Source organism: Mesorhizobium sp. P2_A8, from assembly GCF_056404935.1.
Genome location: NZ_JBFUDB010000004.1, coordinates 578,230 through 596,562, shown reverse-complemented (window position 1 = coordinate 596,562; position 18,333 = coordinate 578,230). Strand labels below are relative to the sequence as shown.

General features: G+C 61.4%; 17 protein-coding genes. 2 read left to right on the top strand and 15 right to left on the bottom strand.

Going from position 1 to position 18,333, the window contains the following annotated elements; genetic code table 11:
• The 8 genes from AC1D10_RS15300 to AC1D10_RS15265 all read right to left on the bottom strand — a co-directional run.
• Positions 1 to 1,578, bottom strand: a 1,578-nt coding sequence (locus AC1D10_RS15300; RefSeq protein ID WP_477273078.1) for a DUF2213 domain-containing protein, incomplete at its 3' end; no start/stop codon positions are given.
• A 333-nt stretch (positions 1,579 to 1,911) separates the two neighbouring features.
• On the bottom strand, positions 1,912 to 2,958 hold the full coding sequence (locus AC1D10_RS15295) for a DUF4274 domain-containing protein (protein WP_477273076.1): 1,047 nt from the start codon (positions 2,956 to 2,958) through the stop codon (positions 1,912 to 1,914).
• Between the two features lie 79 nt (positions 2,959 to 3,037).
• Positions 3,038 to 5,083: a hypothetical protein gene (locus tag AC1D10_RS15290; RefSeq protein WP_477273074.1), complete on the bottom strand. Its 2,046-nt coding sequence runs from the start codon at positions 5,081 to 5,083 to the stop codon at positions 3,038 to 3,040.
• A 66-nt stretch (positions 5,084 to 5,149) separates the two neighbouring features.
• Positions 5,150 to 6,940 (bottom strand): DUF1963 domain-containing protein, encoded by a 1,791-nt coding sequence (locus AC1D10_RS15285; protein ID WP_477273072.1) that lies wholly within the window; start codon positions 6,938 to 6,940, stop codon positions 5,150 to 5,152.
• 246 nt (positions 6,941 to 7,186) lie between these two features.
• Positions 7,187 to 7,888, bottom strand: coding sequence for a phage head morphogenesis protein (locus AC1D10_RS15280; RefSeq protein WP_477273070.1), 702 nt, complete (start codon positions 7,886 to 7,888; stop codon positions 7,187 to 7,189).
• Between the two features lie 40 nt (positions 7,889 to 7,928).
• Positions 7,929 to 8,090 (bottom strand): hypothetical protein, encoded by a 162-nt coding sequence (locus tag AC1D10_RS15275; RefSeq protein ID WP_477273068.1) that lies wholly within the window; start codon positions 8,088 to 8,090, stop codon positions 7,929 to 7,931.
• Between the two features lie 140 nt (positions 8,091 to 8,230).
• Entirely contained in the window at positions 8,231 to 8,830 is a 600-nt protein-coding gene (locus tag AC1D10_RS15270; RefSeq protein WP_477273066.1) for an imm11 family protein, read from the bottom strand.
• Between the two features lie 127 nt (positions 8,831 to 8,957).
• Positions 8,958 to 9,725: an imm11 family protein gene (locus AC1D10_RS15265; protein WP_477273064.1), complete on the bottom strand. Its 768-nt coding sequence runs from the start codon at positions 9,723 to 9,725 to the stop codon at positions 8,958 to 8,960.
• Between the two features lie 122 nt (positions 9,726 to 9,847).
• Between AC1D10_RS15265 and AC1D10_RS15260 the strand changes: the two genes are divergently transcribed.
• Positions 9,848 to 10,255 carry a lipocalin-like domain-containing protein gene (locus AC1D10_RS15260; RefSeq protein ID WP_477273062.1) on the top strand — a complete coding sequence of 136 codons (408 nt, stop codon included), beginning with the start codon at positions 9,848 to 9,850 and terminating at the stop codon, positions 10,253 to 10,255.
• Positions 10,256 to 10,452: 197 nt separating this feature from the next.
• Here AC1D10_RS15260 and AC1D10_RS15255 read toward each other — a convergent pair whose 3' ends face one another.
• From AC1D10_RS15255 to AC1D10_RS15240, 4 genes are all read right to left on the bottom strand, one after another.
• Positions 10,453 to 11,142 carry a gamma-glutamylcyclotransferase gene (locus AC1D10_RS15255; protein ID WP_477273060.1) on the bottom strand — a complete coding sequence of 230 codons (690 nt, stop codon included), beginning with the start codon at positions 11,140 to 11,142 and terminating at the stop codon, positions 10,453 to 10,455.
• A gap of 127 nt (positions 11,143 to 11,269) precedes the next feature.
• Positions 11,270 to 12,826: a DUF1073 domain-containing protein gene (locus AC1D10_RS15250; protein ID WP_477273058.1), complete on the bottom strand. Its 1,557-nt coding sequence runs from the start codon at positions 12,824 to 12,826 to the stop codon at positions 11,270 to 11,272.
• Entirely contained in the window at positions 12,823 to 14,460 is a 1,638-nt protein-coding gene (gene terL, locus AC1D10_RS15245) for a phage terminase large subunit (RefSeq protein ID WP_477273056.1), read from the bottom strand. Before terL ends, AC1D10_RS15250 begins: the two co-directional genes overlap by 4 nt.
• 5 nt (positions 14,461 to 14,465) lie before the next feature.
• Positions 14,466 to 15,065, bottom strand: coding sequence for a helix-turn-helix domain-containing protein (locus AC1D10_RS15240; RefSeq protein ID WP_477273054.1), 600 nt, complete (start codon positions 15,063 to 15,065; stop codon positions 14,466 to 14,468).
• A 184-nt stretch (positions 15,066 to 15,249) separates the two neighbouring features.
• Here AC1D10_RS15240 and AC1D10_RS15235 point away from each other — a divergent pair, with 184 nt between their 5' ends.
• The gene (locus AC1D10_RS15235) at positions 15,250 to 15,552 is read left to right on the top strand and encodes a hypothetical protein (RefSeq protein ID WP_477273052.1); all 303 of its coding nucleotides are present in this window, start codon (positions 15,250 to 15,252) and stop codon (positions 15,550 to 15,552) included.
• Here AC1D10_RS15235 and AC1D10_RS15230 read toward each other — a convergent pair.
• From AC1D10_RS15230 to AC1D10_RS15220, 3 genes are all read right to left on the bottom strand, one after another.
• Positions 15,539 to 16,141, bottom strand: a complete 603-nt coding sequence (locus AC1D10_RS15230; RefSeq protein WP_477273050.1) for a hypothetical protein — start codon at positions 16,139 to 16,141, stop codon at positions 15,539 to 15,541. The genes AC1D10_RS15235 and AC1D10_RS15230 overlap by 14 nt on opposite strands.
• Positions 16,142 to 16,734: 593 nt before the next feature.
• Complete coding sequence (locus AC1D10_RS15225; RefSeq protein WP_477273048.1) at positions 16,735 to 17,685, bottom strand: NAD(P)-dependent oxidoreductase; 951 nt, start codon at positions 17,683 to 17,685, stop codon at positions 16,735 to 16,737.
• Between the two features lie 32 nt (positions 17,686 to 17,717).
• Positions 17,718 to 18,332, bottom strand: a complete 615-nt coding sequence (locus AC1D10_RS15220) for a hypothetical protein (protein ID WP_477273046.1) — start codon at positions 18,330 to 18,332, stop codon at positions 17,718 to 17,720.
• Position 18,333 lies beyond the last annotated feature (1 nt).

Here is an 18,333-nt window from a genome sequence, read left to right as displayed (position 1 = left end):
GTCGACCTTGTCTTCGTCCTTGTCGGAATCTTCGGCCTTTTTCTTCTGGTAGTCCTCGTCGTCCTCTTCCTCTTCCGCGTCCTCGGCCTTTTTCTTCTCTTCCTCGGCGGCGGCGTCGTCCTCGGCCTTTTTCTTCTTGGCCTCCTCGTCCTCGTCGTCCTCGTCCATGGCTTCCTGCACATCGACTTCGTCGAGCGCGACGAGAACGGCTTCGAGACCGTCGAGCTTGGCGTCAGCCGCCAGCTTGCCTTTCGTGGCCTTGCCGACCGCCTCGATGATGGCGGGCCGCTTGGCCTTGAAATTGTCAGCGGTGATGCCGACGAGGGCCTGGCTGACATCGATCTTCTGATCGCTCGCCAGCTTGGGCACTACGTGAGCAAGGATCGCGCCGTGGGCGACAGACGCCATGCGCGACAGCAGTGCCGATTTCTTCATTGCATTGATCTCCATTTTGCTGTCGCCGACAACAACATCGGGCCCGGCGCGGCCCTCCTCAACCAAGGCGACGTGATTGGCGGCAATGTCCCGCATCACGCCGTCGTAGGATTCTCCAGCCAACGTGCCGGGCGTCATGTCGGCCCGGTAGCGGTAGCTGCTCGATAGTTCTTTCTGGCGGTCGGATTCGATGAGCGCGATTGCCGCCCCATCCCAGATGTTCAGCGGCGCCATGAGGTACGGCGCGATGAACTCGACGGCATCGCCGATCGATCCGACCACGGCTTCGCGGGGATGGTCCTTGGCGCTGACCGGAATGTGTTTCAGCAGAAGCGGCTTGCCCACGAACGTCGGGGCGGCCTTCGCCAGCTCTTCCGGGTCGCGATAGAGATGGTAGAGCCGCAGCGGATCAAGTCCAAGCGCCTCGAAATCCGGGATTTCCCGGCCATAGTACGGGCAGACATTGGCCTTTGAGATCGGCGTCATCTCGACGCGCAGATGGCCGTCCTGGTCGAACACGCGCACGCTGTTGCGGTCCATTGCCAAGGCATCGTTGGCCGCGACGTGCTCGGGCTCCATCTCTTCCTCTTTCGTCCACTTGACGAAGTTGGTGCGCAGCGCCTCCCAATCCTCGGGAGCCATGTCGGCGGCGATGCCAAGGCGTTCGCCCAGCATGTCGCGAAGACCGGGATGCAGCGGCTCGGGCAGCGAGCGTAGAGGGGCCCAGGCATAGCCGGAGTGTTCGTCGGTCAGCACCGGCGCGAATTTCGTCTCTACGGCCTGCGCGAAGGTGTGATGCACCCAGCCGTTCGGCGTCGAGCGCGTATCGATGAGCTGGCGCGCACCAGACGGCAGCGAGCCGGTTTCCTCGGTGGCTTCGCGGGTCGCAGTCGCTTCGGTGTCCTCGCCTTCCTCCGACTTGCCACCAGGCCAGCACCAATGACCGGGCCAACTGGTGTCGTTCGACGAGCGGCGCAGCACCAGGACATCGCCATCGGGCGCAACCAGCATGAGCGAAGCCGCCTGCCCTGCGCTGTCCTTGCCGACGAACTCTTCGCCGACTGCCTTCGGAATGCCGAGCGCGCTCCTGCCCTCGGCCGCAGCGTACATCGCGCGGCGCTGAGCCTCAGAAGTGGCAGGCATGTTCAATCCTCTGGTCAAAACCCAAATCACTATGAACGACCGCGTTCCGGCCCAATGCTGCCGGGCGGCTTTGCGCCGCATGTCGGCCGTTAAGGTGAGCTCTGAAGCCGCCTGAAAGCAGACAATCCGGCGACCAAGCTCGAGGTCGCGGTTGCGCCAGTTCCGGACATGCAAGTTGTCCGTTTTGCCGGCGGGGCATTCGCGTTGCAGCTAGTGCACTGCCCCCCGCTGCCTCGAACGGAAAAACTCTTTGGGCTCAGTCAAACTACTAGGGGCCACTTACGATCGGTCGTCCAAGGCCGAGAGTCGCACCGGGAAACGCGTCGACGCTGATCAGTTGATCCCGAACGCTGGGATGTCTAAGCCTCCGAACCGGTTTTCGTGCGCGATGCAGCGTCCGGCACCGCTTGTCGGAAGGTTGGCCGGAAGGACCGCGGCCAGCTGGCCGAGTGTTGGCTTGTACCGGCTGATGATCTCGAGGTTCCGTGACAAGTCGAACTGGATCGCCGAGCGCTGATAGAAGCCGCGTTCCATTCGAGCTTTGATGTCCATCATCATGTCGAATGTCGTCAAATCTGATTGCTTCTCCGCAACGCGAGACCGGTCGCCTTCGAACTGCAGATAAAACTCCGGGCTACTGCCAAAGAAGACGTGCAAGGCCGTCGCCAGATCGCAGTCTTCGCGCCGGGTGATCCAGAGCAGCGGCGCCAGGCCGTAATCCCAATTCCAGTTCAGCGCCGCCACATGGCGTTGATCGGGATCGGCTTGGCGCAGCCAATTTGCATAGCGCACGAATTCGCTTGGCGAGTAGTCGTCCCATGGCTGGCAATGTTTCGCCCAGGTCAGGAGCATGGCGTCGTCGTCGGCGCTTATATATTTCCAGGCGCTGGCGAGTTCGCGTCGCTTTTGTTCCTTTTCCGACCGCTCCTTCCAGAACGCCTGCCGGGCGTCCATGATCCTCGAATGACCGGGTTGGCAGATGGTCAGTTGCTCGAGCGAGTCTTTCCTGAACATCAACATGATTTCAAACCCGTCATCCGTGTTGCCGCTGAGATACCTGACATCGGGATGCGTGATCTCCATCGTGGCAAGGCCGAGTCTGGCGATCTCGCTGTCGGCGTCCGATCGAGCCATCCCGATTACGAAGCCGTAGAGGCTGATAGAACCCGGAAAGGGGGATCTGAAGTCGATCTTTTCCACGATGTGGTCGCTGGCGATTCCGCTGGGATCGTTGTTCGCGCTTTGCCCGAAGCCGAACTGCACGCCGAACTTTCCGCCACGACTGTGTTCGGACCACTTCTCGCGCGGAAAAGTCTCGTCGACTCGAGCTTGGGTCATTAATGGGCGAAGCTGAACAATCTTGCTGATATAGTCATCCATGCCGGCGTAAGTTACCTTTGACGAGACCCTTGGACAACCGCGCATATGCTTTTCTGGACACGGGCAATCTCAATCGTCGTCACCTGCCGTCGCGCCCATCGTCCTCAGGCGTCAGCCGATCGAGTTCGGCAAAAAACCGCTCTTCCCAAGCGGTTCGCTCCGTCGCCGACTCCCAGAGTCGCAACAGAGAATAGTGTCCGAACCGAAAACTCTCTTCGGGCGGGTCGGCCTTCAGCTCGGAAACGATACGAGCGGCAAATATTTCCGGCGAAACGGATTCTTCCATAGCCGTCCGCATCCCGAGCTTGCGCCAGACATCACCTGCCATGTCGCTATCACGGAGCATCGCCTTGAGAGCGAAAGCGACTACCTCCTCCGTCCATCCATGTGCTGCCACAACCGCCGGGATGAGATTGCCCCTGAAGTAAGTCGCATGTTCCTCGTCCCAGCGCGCCCCGTAAATGCCGATTTTCGTCAGGGCCGTTTGGTCGAGCACTCCCAACGCGCGAACAGCTGGGGCGAGCAACTGCCTATCATTGCCGGCGTATGGAAGCTCGGGGCAGAGCTTGAGGATACGATCGACGAGCTTGAGCAGGCTCTCAACCGCTTCTGGCACATGGGCTTCGACGTGACCGAAGAATTGCTCCTCATTGAGCGTCCGATCCGGCAGCTCGAAGAAGAAGTCCAGTGTATTGTGAGTCCTGCCTTGCAGGTGTCGGGACAGGTCCTTCACCAGCGATTTGATTGCGCGAACGCATTGTGCGTTTGATAGATCGCGCAGGCGAATCGTCGCAGCACGAAGTTCATCAACAAGCTCCCGCACCTTGGGCTCGAAATTCATCGCCTTGGATTCGCGCCAGCCGTCAGTCATTCGAGAAATGACCTGAACGGGAGCGAACCGCGACGGAAATGGCGCCTTGATCTCAGCCTCCGCTTCAACCCGCCGGACGAGTGAAGCGGAGGCACCATATAACAGGCGAGCTCGGTCCCCGCCCAGTGGGTGCACCTCTTGGGGGCCTTCCGCGTAGGGAACGACCATTCCGCCCTTCATGCCGGTGCGCGCGAGCCGCAGCCGGGGCGATGCACTGCCGTCAATTCGAACGCAGCTCACAAACCCATGCGCTCTTACCCAAAACTGCTGTTCATCCTCTGCCCACACGATCGTGTCCGCCAGTTGATCGGCAAACGCACGATGCACGTTTCGAAGGAGCTGAAGCTCCTTGTCTTCCGAGAACGATCCCGTTGCGGTCGGTCCCTCAATCGAGCCGGCGGGAAGAGCGTCGCAAAGCGAGCGGAGCCGCTCGTATACCTCGACGCGCGATCTGCCCCGCATCTGCGCTTCAGTTGGGAGATCCTCTTCGCCGAACCAACCAACCGTCAGCGATCGAATGTACGCTGCACGCTGCGCGTTCCAAAGCTGCATCGGCAGGCCATAGTAACGCTTACGGGAACCGAAGCCGAACGCAATCAGCAGTCCTGTCGGTTCGCTTCTAACCGGGAGGCAGGTGAAGTCGGGGGTAAGAGCAAGGCTACCTTTGGGACTGATCCAACAATGGTTCCGATAGCCACAGAGCTCCGCGACATCCGCCATACCAGTCTTGGGGTCGATCGTTATCAGGGCGGTGCTTGCCCGGCCGGGCTCGCTACCCGTCAAAGCCGGAATGCACAACCGGCCATCAGCGGTCTCTGCCAGCTGCTGGCCGTAGAAGCGGAAGTTCGGGTCGAAGCGGAATTGATTCTCGAACCGGCCTGTCTCGGTCTCGATGACCGACAATTCGGGCCAGGAGCGCCAGCCCGGCTTGTACGGCTCTCCTTCGCTGCCGTTCGCAGACACGTACAGCCATCGCCCGTCCCGCGTCGAAAGCGGCATGCCTCGCCCGAGTCTTGGGAACTCGTGCTTTGCGATGATGTGCTGCCTCGAAAGATCGAACAGCACCAGCGTTCGCTGCTCGCCTCCATTGGTGCGTGAACCGGTGAGCGCCCACGCGCGATTGGCTTCAGCCGGATCGCCGATAAGGGCGGCTGCGTAGATGAATCCACCGGTTGGTACGACGATCCAACCTCGCTCTTCCTTCGGTGAAGTGAAGCGCAGGCCCTCGCTGACCCATTCTACGCTGAATGCCATCTAACCCCACCCGTTATCGCCGGCTGTCCAGCGGGCCGACCACCGCCCGCGGAAGACACCCTCGGTTCAGTGGCTCTCGAAGGTGAGCACGGTGTTCTCGAAGCGCCGCGCCGCTAGGTCGGCCGGACGGATCCAGTATTGCGCCGCGCCGGCGTCGCCCATGTGCCAGTCGAGCGCATTGTCCCAGCGAAGCTGGAGCAGAAGGATGTGCTCGGGCGCCATCAACTCGGCCGCGTCTTGGATGGCGACGCCGCGGCCCAGCATCTGGTGCTGTGCGTATGAGCCGTCCTTGCTGAAGTCTGGATCGCGCAGCACGCTGTGCCGGTAGCGGAGCGCCTCGACGACAGCGTCGGGCGCCTGCGCGATCCCGTCCGGATCGGCGAGCGCGCTTTCGGCGCCTTCGACCGCCGCCCTCGCGATCCAGTCGTTCAGCACCATAGGCAAGCGCTTGTGCATATAGTGGCGCTCGAGCACACCTTCCGGCAGCGCGCCGGCGCGCAATTCATCGAGTAGAGCAAGGAGGTCGGTCCGCTGGTTCTCGTCGAGCGCCTTGCCACGCTGGGCCTCTCCGGTCGTTGCCAGCTGAAAAATCCGCCAGCGGTCCTTTTCGAATTGCGTGTAGCGTTCGAGCAGGGCGGAGAGCCGCGACCCCTCCGGGTCCTCGAACCTCGCCGGCAGGGTGTCGAGCCGAGCCTTGATCCCGATGGTCTCCTCCTTGATGTATGACTTCAGGTAACCCAGCAGGACCTCCGCCGTCCGGCGGTTGGTCGGAAAACCCTCGAAGGGGATCCACAGCCGGTCCGTGGGCTTGTCGTGCGCGGAGAGCGCGTTGTTCCAGGAGACCGGCGCGCCGTGAAACGCGACGAGCTGCTGGCGGCGGCGCTGCTTGGCGACCTCCCATGGGAAGCCGTCGCCGGCATCCGGATCGCCTTCCTCCACTTCGGCGACGTCCTCCAACCAGCCGAGCTCGATCTCGATGCGCGGATAGAAGCGTGGATAGACCTTCTCCGGCTTGTCGTGCCAGGTCAGCCAGGGATGTCGGTAGCGGGCGTTCTCGGCGCCGTCGATCGGCTCCAGAAATCCGGGATTGTGCTGAGGACCCCAGTCCTTGCGGGCCTTGCCCTCGACGTAGCGGACGACGAAGTGGCTCGCATCAACGTCGAAATTGCCCGACATCGGCGCGAAGAAATAAAGATAGCCGTGCGCGGGGAGCACCGAGCGTGCCGGCCCGTCGGGCAGCGCGCCGAGGTCGACTTGGCCCATGAAGGTGAGCGGCTCGAGCAGCCCCTTGCGGTTGTGGATCATCGGCCAGTCCAGATCGTCGGGCGCCAGCGGCACGCCGCCGAAAAAGCTCATCGAGCGCTGCGGGTGGCGCGGCGGGAAGACGTGGCGGATGGCAAGGCAGGCGCGCGAGGCGAGCGCAATCGCCGCGCGGTCGGCATCGCTGGTGGGCGGTGCCTTGCGCTTGACATGCGCGTGGATCTTCGCCTTGTGGGCATCGTCGGAGCGTTCGGCCTGCGCCTGGGACTCCGCCGCCATCTTTGCGGCGACGTCGCCGCCGGCAGCCTTGGTCCGCGGGCGAGCGACGTCCGCGGCAGGGCGAGCCCGCCCGGCCGCGCGGGCATTCTCGCGGGAATCCGTCGCCTCGCGTTTCGCTCGAGCTTTACGTAGGTTGCGGCGAGCCTGAAGAAACGCCAGGCCGATCCCTACTATCGGGATGAGAAGCAGGAGCGTTCGGCGCAGGAGAAGCGGCTCGATCATCGCGCCGTGCCATGTCTCGACGCCGGCCAGCAGCATTATCATCGCGAATACCGCGACTAACAACGTGGCGACGAAGGTAAGGATGGCATCGAGCATTTGTGTCCCCGCCACGAGTTGTCGCGTCGAAAGTGACCCCGCACCGAAGATCGTATGGCTGCGACGTCAAGTCCAGCCTGTCGCACTCGACCGGATTCGTTGCCGCCTAAACCGGGGGTGCTCATGTTACGACCATGCCTCCGCCCAACCGGATGTCTGCTCTTGAAGATTAGGAGACCGAAGCTGTCGGACTGCTGTCGGCCCATCCCAGCCATTGGCAAGCACCTGCTGATTAAGTTTCGACCCCTAGGAGAAGCCCTTGATCACCGGCTTGCTGACACAGCGGCAGCCGATTTCCTCGCCCGGCTGGATGAAGCGCTTCACAGCGGGGTCATACCAACCGACCGAAATCTTGTAGCGGACCTTGTCGTGGCCAGCCTGGACGTGCGTGGGGCGCGGCTCATGGCCGCCGCCACTGTGCATCCACTCGGCTTCATCGATGCCGAGTTCGGTCGTTCGCACCTTGTTGAAGGCCGACGTCGCCTTGTTGTTCTGGTCGAGGGCGATGAAGGCGGCGCGGCGCTTGGCAACGCCAAGCCTGCCCTCCAGGTCGGTGGTGACCTGACCGAGATCGCGGCCCGTCTGGACGCCTCGCATGACGATGCCCTCGACCTGGTCGAAATACTGCGACGGGATCGACCTGATCAGCGCCACGTTGGCGTGGATCGTGGCGTCGACCACGTCGCGCATCGCGGAGTTCATCTTGAACTCGACCGAGATGCCGCCTTCGCGCAGGATCTTGCGAAGTGCAGCGCTGGACCGCTTTTCGACCGACAGCGCGAAATAGTCGCCCAGCTGATCGGAAGCGACGTCGAAGCGCTTGGTCCACTGTGCAGCGAGTTTTCGGATCGAGCGCCGCAGCGCATCCGCCGGTGTCTCGTCCTGCGCCATACGGGGCGTATTGGCCCGGTAGGAGGCACGCAGCCAGTAGACCACACTTGCGCTCATGGCCTCGACGAGGGCGGTCAGCTTGGCCCGATAGGCCGCCTCAATCCCGGCGTTGGGCCGGACCGGGCGAAGCACCTTTTCGTTGCGCCTCGCCGTCCTTCGGCTTTGCAGGCTGGACATCACGATCCCTCAGCGTCTCGGCGATCTCGCGATCGTCGGGCGTCTGTGCTTTGACGAGTTCCCAGAGGTTGAGCGTGATCAAGCGGCCTTTGCCTTGGTCGAGGGTTTCGCAGCTTTATCGCTCGAATCCCCCTCCCCGCCAAGATCCTGGATCATCAGTAGTGTCTCAATTTGAATTTCGGCTGTGGGTGGAAAGCGGACGCTGAGATTTCGCCCACGAGATCAACTTAGCTCTCCAGCCTCCCCGAACTCACAGCCGGTTAGTTCCGCAGCCCTCGCCGCATCTGCGAACCGCTGTGAGACGAAAGGGCCGCCCGAGTCGATGTGCTTGTCGCGCCAGATGCACGCGCCTCCAACTCGCGCGGCGCTGAACACTAGCTTCGGCGGCGCTTTGACCTCCGCGCCGGCTGGAAGACGGTCCGGTGCGATGCGCGCAACGTCCTGGGCCGAGCGCCAGAAATTCCCGATTGGCGAACCCAAAAGCACGTAATTACTTCGCTCGCGATCGACGCCGTCGATGCGATTGCCGATCACCCACCAGAACCGGTTGTCGAGTGGCTTTTTTGCCTTGAGCAACTCGAAGGGGACGAACTGATGGACGCCGGGCTCAAGCGCCTCGATGAAATCGCTGGCGCGCTTCGACACGTGCAGCACGCCGTTCTGGCCTATGCAGAAGTCGCCGACGGTCGCCGGATCCGACGAACGACCGCGCCAATCCACCTTTGTCGGGAAGTGCTCGGTGTGACATTGGCGGCCCGCGAAGACGCCTTGGAAGCCTACGCCTCCATCGGGCATTTGGTCGATCGCCCTGATCTTGTTCATGTCGCCGTCGAGCGGCACCTGGTTGGGCAGATATGCCAGGAGCGATCTTGTACTGAGGTAATGAACGAGACTCATACAGCAATACCGAGCAGCGCGTGAATGTCGGCAAGGGATGGAAGTGGCGCGCTCATGCGCCGTGCGACAGTCGATTCATGACTTCTCGCGAGGGCACCCATTGTTCCAAGGTCCTCGGCTCATCGACGACGCCCATTGGTAAAAGGTCGATCCCATTGGGGAAAACATCGCCGAGATCATCCACCAGAGCCTTCGACATGATGATCCCCACCTTGGCGTCATGATCGACTGTTACTCCTTCGACGACCGGAGCGGCCAGGTAGGCAAATCGGTCTGACTGCAGCCATGGCGGCGTGCCAAAGACCGGGTTCCCCTTTTCGTTCCTCGTATACTCGATACCGTTCGCCTCAAGCGCTAGCACGGTCTGAACATGATCACGCAGCACGTAGAAGACGTAGAGGCGGCGAGAACCTTCCGGGGTGGCGACGTCCATCGGAATGAACAGGTGCTTCCGGGGCTGAAGATTCTCAATCGCATCGCGAACACGCTCGCATACAACGCTGATATGGCCGGTACCCCACTCAGGGAGGGTCTTCGGCGCGGATGAGGGGAGGACAGCCTGGATTGGCTGACGAAAGATGTCGAGTAGCTGGCGATCGGGACCAAACAGGAACGGGTCGACGCGATGCGCCACTCGAACGGGGTCAGCATTAGCCATCCGCCGGCCAAGATCACGATTGGCCAGCTGTAGGCGGCGAAAAAGCGGCTTCTTGAAATATTGATATTCGACGACGCGGGTTCGGTAGAAAACCTGCCCCTGATAATCAGACGGAACGGCCCCCGAGATCGGCGGCGCCCGGCGCGAGTGTAGATCAGCCATGCTGATAGTGTTCCACGCGTCGCTAATGTCCGCAATGGGCCGTGAGCAGTTCAGTTGCCTCCCGTGAACTATTGTGACATTGGACGCTCCGATGAACGGTTGGTGGCTAGAGGGGTGTCCGAATGTCTGACCTTCATAAGGGGCGCAGCATCGTAGGCGTGTGGCGACTTGTCGACGAAGTCGCATCGGATCAAAATGGTCACCCAATTCCCACGCTGTTTGGCCCAATGCCCATGGGCGTGGTCACCTTCCTGTCGAACGGACGAATGATTGTGGTCATGGCCGATGGCCGACCCGGCCAAATTGAAGGCCGCGCCTACGCTTCCTATTGCGGTAACTACAGCTTCGACGGCACCCGTCTAGTTACTACCGTGGACGACGGCTCCAGCGAGTTTTGGCGACGATCACCGCAAATACGCACCGCCCGCTTCAGTGGAGAGCGCATGCTTCTGCGGCCTCCCAATGGGCTGCTGGGCCCCAACGATGTGGTGCGCGAACTGACGTGGGAACGGATCGCACCGAGCCCTTGAGACCGGTTCGAGGGCCCGCTGCCCGCCACTGATCTACCGGCACCCGCCGCCCTAGGTTCATCGGCGGCTGGGGGGTTGGCGTGGCTTGTGGTGGCCTCTATCAGGCGCGCCCGACTGCTGATGGCTCGGCAAAGATCGCAATTGCGCAGCCTTTCAGCGCTTAACCCAGCCGGGTTGTGGGTCCGCTAGAAGCCCTGTCACGGATGCAATGAAACGAGCTTGTCTGCCACAAGCGACTGCAAATGCCACAAGTTGCGATCCCGAATGCCTAAAGCGTCCAATTGCGAGATTGTGTTGTAAAGATATTCGGCGCACGACCCTCCATGGCCACATGCGTTGGCCAAAATACCCGCCGTCTCATCCGGCGTAAGGCCTCCCGCATAGTTGACCCCCTTTCGATTGGCGACGAAGGCAAGTGCTTGAAAGCGCCCTTGGGTCGTATGTACCTGCACCCACCGCGAGGTTTGGGTGATCGGCTTGCTGGAGGGTCTCACGGGCATTTCGCGCCGGACAAGCCTTCCGAGTTGGGCCTCAACGGTACTCTCGGCCAACCGCAAAACCATCCCCTTGCACTGCCCACCCCTGTCGAGCCCCATCATGAGGCCTGGCTGGTCGACGGTTCCGCGCCAATCTTTCATGCGAATGCAGAACGAACGGTGCCAACCCGGAACGACGCCCGGACGCTCCTCCACGTGCTCCACAGCCGGCTTCCAGAGAAGTGAGCCATAAGCGAAGATCCACACATCCTGTCCCCCAGGACGCGACGCAAGCAGTTCCCGAACAGTGGCGTTCCACTCGGTTTCGGTATTGCGAACCATATCCGGGGCTGGGCCGGTGTTCTCAATCGCCCGATAGGCGCGCGCGACCAAATCTGCGGTCAGCGCCATTCGACCTCGCGCTCTGGGCATACGACACCTCTCGAAACCCATGTGTGTGCTTACAGACCTGCACTACAACAATACTGTCGCGCCCAACGTCTGAAAACCACCCACAGCCGAAATTCAAACTGAGACACTACCTGATCATCGTGCCGCCCTTCGGCGCAAGGCCTTCCTCTTCCTCTCCCTCCAGGTCGGGCATGTCGTTGACATCGATCGAGGAGAAATCCGAGTCCGGATCGGCGGCAACGCGCTTGCGCGATTCCTCCGGCGAGATCACGCCGGAGTCGATCAGGATCTGGTCGCGTTCGGCCTTGGTCTTCTCGACGTCGGCGGCTTCCTTTTCGTCGGTCTCCTCGAGTTTTTCAAACTCGAAGTCGATGCCGTCGTCGGGCTCGCCCCAGAGCGAGATCATCACCAGCCCCATGAGGAAGTGCAGCGGGTGCCGGAACAGATGCTCCTGGAACGAGTGCGCATAGTCGTTGAACGAGCGCAGTTCGCCTTCCGACGAGGCGTTGAGGCCCGCCGGCTGGGTGCCGAGCAGCTTGACCAGCGGGATATGGCTGACCGATGCCATGTGCTCCTGCGACTGCGCCTGGAGCAAGTCGAGGCCGGAGAGCGGAGCCGAGACGTTCTTGAAATCCTCGGTGTCCTTGTCGATCATCATCAGGCCACGGTTCGACCGCACCAGGTTGAACAGCTCGGCCCGCCTGAAGAGTTCGTCGCCACCAGCCTGCAGGGTTTCGCCCAGGTTGGTGGCCAGCAGGAACACGCTGAACATCGAAATGATGTCGTTCACGGACTGGCGCGTCTGGAGCCAGTTGTCGACATACGGCTTGACCATCTGCGACAGCGACAGGCCGCCGAACGAATAGGTCGGCTTCAACAGGTCGGGCACTTCGCGGCCGATGAAGGTGATCAGCCGCGACGTGTGGACGATCTTGGCCTGCACATACCAGCTGTCGGGCCGGTACCAGTTGTCTTTCAGCGGATCGTTCGAGTTGTAGGCCGTCGGATAGCACCACACCGCCTCGACGGTGCGGAGCGCCTCGATGGGCTTGTTGGCGAACTTGGCGACGCTCAGCTTGTCCCAGCCGGTCCCGATCGGCTTTTGCAGCTCGTCGGGATTATCGGTGTCGCCGGTGTCGATGTAGATATGACCGCGGCCGAAGAAGCCGTCCTGCTCGGCGGCGCGGCAGAACAGGTCGCGCACGTTGAGGCGCTTGAACTCGGCCTCCAGCTTCGCGATCTTGTCGGCCTTGTCACTGCCGTCGTTCGAGGTGAAGCGAATCCATTTCCGGGTCATCTCACTGGCGATGGTCTCGGAGATCACCCGGTATTCCGGGCGCTGCGCCAGTTCCGACAGATAGGCATACCCGAGGAAGGTGATGCCTTCGGTGAAGAAGCCGTTCAGCGCAAAGCCGTTGGCCCAGGTCTGGACGCCGCCGATGGCGCTGTCCATGGCGAGGCCCTTGCCCTCCGGCACAACGCCTTGCGGGTGCTGCGGCAGGGCGAACACCTGCACCGACTGCTTTGGCGCGTCCTTCTGGGCGCGCAACGCCGACAGCATCGCATCCGAGATGCGGATTGGGGCACGCGCGCCAGGAGGCGCTGCGGCAGGCATCGGCGCCGGTGCTGCGACAGGCGTGCGCTTGAACAGACCGCGCATTGCGCGGCGAAGCTTCCTGATCATCGGTGCGCCGGCTGGGCCGCGCGGCGAAGAACGTCGTCGCTGATCACCATGGGCCCTTTGATGTTGAGCAGCCTCGTAAAGGCGCCGGAAGATGCGTCGACCTGGTCCATGAGCTTGCCAGCCGGGAACAGGCAGAGTTCGTCGAGGTAGAGCGTGTTCCACTCGCCTTCGACGATGTAGACGTTGCCGTGCTCGCATTGCGCCGCGAACGGCTCGGCGCGCGTGATCTTGTCGCCGGTCTCGCCCTCGGCATGCACCTTGTAGCCGGCGAGCTGGGCGACATAGTCCTGCACCTGCGCCTTGCCGGCCTGCCCCGGATCCTGCGGCAGGCTGATGTGGACCGCCTTGCCGTCGAGCGTGGCTTGCGTCTCGATGGTCTTGCGGACCGACTTGCCTTCCTCGCGCAGCGTGACGACATGGCCGACGTAGTAGCGGCCTTCGGCATCGCGCCCGAGCTTGACGCCAGCGGTGCGTGCACCAGTGCCGCCTCGAGTCCCGGCCAAGTCCCAATGGCGAACCCAGACGGTGCCCTTGGGCGCCTGCCTGACGAAGCGCCCCTCGAACCATGAGCGCTGGAACATGCCGCCGGCGCGCGGCGCTGGCCGCTGCTGATACTGGCCGGCGACGGCATACGACGTCATGTCGTTGTAGAGCTGCTTCAACTCGTCGGGCGGGAAGCGGACCGGATCGAGGATTTCGCCGTCTTCGGTGCGAGGATCCTGGCGCCAGACGCGTTGCAGCTTGATCGCTTCGATTTCAGCGCGCCGGTCATCCGGCAGATTGTCGTTCTCGCCGTACCAGTGCTGCTTGACCGCGTCGTAGCGCGCCAGGATCGGCTCGCCAACGGAGTTGGCGACCTTGATGGGCGTGTAACAGCAACGCTCCGGCTCGAACTGCATCGGCAGGCAGAGATGAACATAGTCCATCTTCCCGTCGAGGATGACGCCGGTCACGTCGGCCTCGTGAAGCCGCTGCATGATGACGATGATCACGCTGCGCTTCTGGTCGTTCAGGCGGTTCTGCGCGCCTTCGCGGAATTTGCGCGTCGTGGCGGTGCGCTCGTTGGCCGATTCCGCTGTCTCGGTCGAATGCGGATCGTCGATGATCAGGCGATCGCCGCGCTGCGAGGTCAGAGACCCGAAGGAAACGCCTTCGCGTGTGCCGGTGTTGTCGTTGGCAAATGACGTCTCGGCCCGGCGGCTCAGATGAACCTCGGGCCAGCGCTCCTGGTACCAGCGAGACAGGAGCAGATCACGGCATTTGCGCGTGTCGCGGTTGACCGGCCCGTCGTTGTAGGCCGTCGACAGGTACCGCATGCCAGGGCGGCCAGCCGGTCCCCATTCCCATGCCTGCAACAGCACCGAGACGAGAAGCGATTTCGATGTGCCGGGCGGCACGTTGATGACGAGGCGGTTGCGAAGCCCGAGTTTGAGAAACTTCCCCTCGACCAGCGCCTGCAGATGGTCGCACACCACCTGCATGTGCCAGTTCCATACCAGCGGCGTCTCGGGCTCCAGCTCGACCCACGCGATCTTGACGAACTCGGCGAACGACCGCTTCGACCGGCGCCGGTCTCCCTCGATCTGCAGTTCCTGGAACGTCGGGGTGCGGACGGCGGCAACTCTCTGCGCCATTCACATTACCCTTGGTTTACATCGTTCTCCCGTCGCTCTGCCGCTTTGGTGAGAATTTCCAATTCCTCGTCGGTCAGTTTGGACAGGTCCAATTTCTGTTGCGTCTCGACCGGGCCGCCGTCCTTGCCGGTGGTCTCGACGCGACGCACATAGCCGCGATCTTTGCCCTTCAATTCTAGGTACCAGCGAACGGTCTGCATCTCGCCGGTCTTGATTGCCTTGACGACCTGCGCTTCGGCGACGTCGAGGATTTCGCTGTCGATCTCGCTCAGCGCTTCGCCGACTTCGGGATAGTCGTCGATGAACTTGTATAGGGTAGTGCGGCTGACGCCGAGTTCTCCAGCGGCCGCAGCCTTGATGCCACCCGATAGGCGGAGGGCTTCGATGACTTTAGCGGCGCCGGCGATTTCCAGCTTCGGCTTGTTACCGCCGATTTGCGGCCCGCCAGGCGCCCGACCAGGCTTGCCGCGATTGGACTTCGACCCCGGCTTGGCCGTTTGTGCGGCTGGATGCTTCGGTTCCGGCGGAGGCGCGGCTTCAGACTTGGCTTTCGGCTTGCCGATCGTGTTCTTCTTGCCAGCTTTTGGCTGCGTCTTGATCACCATGGGTTGGAAACTTTCGCGCGCGATTGTCCAACCTGTTCAGAGAGGCAGCCTGCCCCCATGCCTGTACGCACCTCAAGCATGACCAATCGAACCCTCTTTCCGCTCTATACAGAAATGCTATTGTCCCGGCGCAATGGCTAGATACGCAATCATCGGCTCACGCCGCAGAACCGACAGACAGACCGTGATCGACTACGTCCAGCGGTTGCCCGCCGATAGCGTCATCGTATCGGGTGGCGCCGCAGGACCTGATACCTGGGCCGAAGAAGCAGCAGACCTGCGTGGTTTGGCGAAGCTGATCCATCGGCCTGAGAAGAACGCCGCGCGATCGCGCTGGGAAGCAACCCGGGCCTTTTACGACCGGAACCAGAGGGTCGTCGACGACGCCGATGTCGTGATTGCCTTCGTGGCTCCTGACCGGAAGGGTGGCACGGAGGACACGATCAAGCGGGCGCGCAAGAAGGGTATCGAGATTATTGTTGCTTGACGCCCGAGATCCAAACTACCCCGACAGCGGTAATCCGAATTGACCTAAGCGCCATCACCGCTTCGCGAATGTGGAAGCCGCTTGTTGCGATGTCGTCAACGACCAGCACCGGGCCGCGGGGACGATGGGTAATCTTCAACGGAGGCAGCCGCGCGTTTTCCTTCGGGTGGCTAGAGCCTTCAATGAACCGATTGTCGAAGATGCGTTCGAATTCTGCGCCGAGACCTGGCGCTGCTGCAACTGCCAGACGGGATGACAGGCAGTCGGGACGACGCGAATGACCGCAGGCGACAGGTGCCACAGTCGAGAATAGCCCCTTACCGGCTACCTCGTTGACCACGCTGACCATTTCGTCAGCCACGGCAGAGATGAAGCCAGGCTCCAAATCAAGTTTGGCGCGGCGCAGCGCCTCCAAATCCTGTCGCTTTGACGAGCCCCGCCACGCTCGGCAGCGAATGTAACGCACTCCGTCGCGGCTCAATAGCGAAGGCGCCCACGCCAGCGAGAAGCCGGCGAAGATGGACGGCTCTTCGACTACAGAAGAAGGCTCAAGCGCACGCAGAAAGGCGTTGATTCCTTCACCGACCATAACCCGTGTCGACCCTAGTGCGCAAAGTGGACGCGAGCGACACAGGCGAGGAAGCCGAGCGCGAGCACGGTGGCAACGACGACGAACGCCATGCCTAAGGGTGGGCCGGCCGGGTTATCGCCTATCTCGCGGAAGCGCCGCGAAGGTTCGGCAGTTCGTGTCCCATCCGATTTCTCCCCCGCTCGAAAAAGGCCGAACCCCGCCGATTTTGTCACTTGCCGACTGTAACCATTTTAGTGACAATAGATGTCAATGAACGATAGCGATCCGCTACGCTCAACAAGCGCGATGGCGCGTGAAGATCGGAAGAACCGTCTGACTTTTTATGGGGATCCCCGAAGCGCGCAGAAGAATCAGGCTGCACGCTTTTAGCTCGCCACCCCCCGTTTCTGTCAAGAGATATTTGTAACCATTTTGGCAACCACGAAAGACCAGTGGTCAACTACCTATCACCGACCGGGACAACTGATCATCGGCACGCTCGAACACATCGTCGGCGTGCCAATCTCAAGGGAATCGATCCCGAAACACTGGAACCGGAATACTCCGGCGAAACCACGATCCTGACGCGCCCAAGATATAAAGACGCTGATTCAATAACCTCGTTCGAGGTCGATCTTGTTGGACAGAGGCTCTCCTCTTGCGACTTGACCGCAGAGATCGGCGGCCTGGTCGATTCCAGAATCCACCCAGAAGCTCGCGACATGAGGTGTGATGGTCACCTTAGGATGTCCCCACAACGGCGATGAGGCCTCCAGCGGTTCACGCTCAAACACGTCAAGACAAGCACCAGAAAGCTGACCTTCGTCGAGAGCGCGGATCAGGTCGGCTTCGTTGACATGCGCGCCCCTGCCGACATTCACAAGGTAGGCACCTCGCTTCATTTTTCCAAAGGCACTGGAGTTCAGTATCCCACGAGTGTCACCAGTTAGGGGAAGTGAACAGATAACGTAGTCCCGACTTGCGAGTGCGTACGCGAGCTGGGCACGGCCAAAGTAACTATGTATACTAGGAAGCGTTTTTTGATGACGGGACCAGACTGCCGTGTCGTAGCCCAAGTCCGCAAACAGCTTGGCGGCCCAACCACCGATCCGGCCCGCACCCAGCACAACAATTCTTGTCTCAGAGATCTTCCGCGGCGCGATCGGATTCCACAACTTGCGGGCTTGCAGGCTCATGTAATCCGCAACATGCCGTTGCTGACAGAGAACGCGAAGGACGATGTACTGCGCCACTTCCGAAGCCTGCTCACGCGTTGCGAGCCGGATGAGAGAAACACTCTTAGGAAAGCTCGTAAGATCAATACCCTCGACACCGGCCCCCAGATAGACGACGGCGCTTAGCCCCGTCATGGCGTCAAAAAAGCCAGGACTGGTGCCCTTATCGATCAGCACAATATCTATGTCACCTTTGTTCCCGGCGTCTGGCCAAAGCCTGAACTCAAGCTGCGGCACACGGGCTTTCAGCTCAGCAGCCCAAACTTGTGCATCAATGTAGTCAGGATACTCATTGACCATCAGAACGGTAATGGACTCGCCGAACACTTCGCCCCTCCCAGATCCAGGTAATTAGGCATTCACCGTGATGAAACACCATCGTCTCGACACAGTGGTTTAACAGGGCTGACAGGGTCCGGTTTTGCGTGGGTGCTTTTGGTCGAACGCTGATAGAAAAGCCCGAGGGCCAGGAGGAAATATCCAACTTGCAAAATAATCAACGTGAGTGCGGTCCAGGCGAGCGCTTTCCAGCCTGACCCCGTTGCTATGTAAGTCCAAATCGCCACAACGGTCGACGTGGTGAACATCCCAACCAAGAACTGCGGAAAATACATCGTGCTCACAACCAGAGGGGGGTGTAAGTTCTTGCTAATGTAGCAATCACTCACGTTAGAAGTCGAGTTATTTTTGTAAGATGACCCTGCGGGCTCGGGAGTCGCATCACACGTCCGATGGTCGCCGCGCTCGCCCTGGCCTGCCTCTGGCGGCGCAGCATTCGATTTCGCGACTTCCTTCGCCAACAGCCGAGCGCATCGCTCGCATTGGTCGACGTCACCCGGATCCTGCAGCCAGCCGGCCGCGCCATCCTGGGCGCCACAGAGCGAGACGGCCAGGCTAAGGCCATCCCGCCGGAAGTAGTGCGCCTTGGTGGCCGATGGCGACTTGATCGCCCAGCCCTCGCGAAATCCCGCCATG

Excerpts from the sequence above, each read along its gene's own strand:
- AC1D10_RS15295 (WP_477273076.1), bottom strand. The coding sequence starts at position 2,958 with ATGGATGACTATATCAGCAAGATTGTTCAGCTTCGCCCATTAATGACC.
- AC1D10_RS15290 (WP_477273074.1), bottom strand. The coding sequence starts at position 5,083 with ATGGCATTCAGCGTAGAATGGGTCAGCGAGGGCCTGCGCTTCACTTCA.
- AC1D10_RS15285 (WP_477273072.1), bottom strand. The coding sequence starts at position 6,940 with ATGCTCGATGCCATCCTTACCTTCGTCGCCACGTTGTTAGTCGCGGTA.
- AC1D10_RS15280 (WP_477273070.1), bottom strand. The coding sequence starts at position 7,888 with ATGAGCGCAAGTGTGGTCTACTGGCTGCGTGCCTCCTACCGGGCCAAT.
- AC1D10_RS15270 (WP_477273066.1), bottom strand. The coding sequence starts at position 8,830 with ATGAACAAGATCAGGGCGATCGACCAAATGCCCGATGGAGGCGTAGGC.
- AC1D10_RS15265 (WP_477273064.1), bottom strand. The coding sequence starts at position 9,725 with ATGGCTGATCTACACTCGCGCCGGGCGCCGCCGATCTCGGGGGCCGTT.
- AC1D10_RS15260 (WP_477273062.1), top strand. The coding sequence starts at position 9,848 with ATGTCTGACCTTCATAAGGGGCGCAGCATCGTAGGCGTGTGGCGACTT.
- AC1D10_RS15255 (WP_477273060.1), bottom strand. The coding sequence starts at position 11,142 with ATGGCGCTGACCGCAGATTTGGTCGCGCGCGCCTATCGGGCGATTGAG.
- AC1D10_RS15250 (WP_477273058.1), bottom strand. The coding sequence starts at position 12,826 with ATGATCAGGAAGCTTCGCCGCGCAATGCGCGGTCTGTTCAAGCGCACG.
- terL (WP_477273056.1), bottom strand. The coding sequence starts at position 14,460 with ATGGCGCAGAGAGTTGCCGCCGTCCGCACCCCGACGTTCCAGGAACTG.
- AC1D10_RS15240 (WP_477273054.1), bottom strand. The coding sequence starts at position 15,065 with ATGGTGATCAAGACGCAGCCAAAAGCTGGCAAGAAGAACACGATCGGC.
- AC1D10_RS15230 (WP_477273050.1), bottom strand. The coding sequence starts at position 16,141 with ATGGTCGGTGAAGGAATCAACGCCTTTCTGCGTGCGCTTGAGCCTTCT.
- AC1D10_RS15220 (WP_477273046.1), bottom strand. The coding sequence starts at position 18,332 with ATGGCGGGATTTCGCGAGGGCTGGGCGATCAAGTCGCCATCGGCCACC.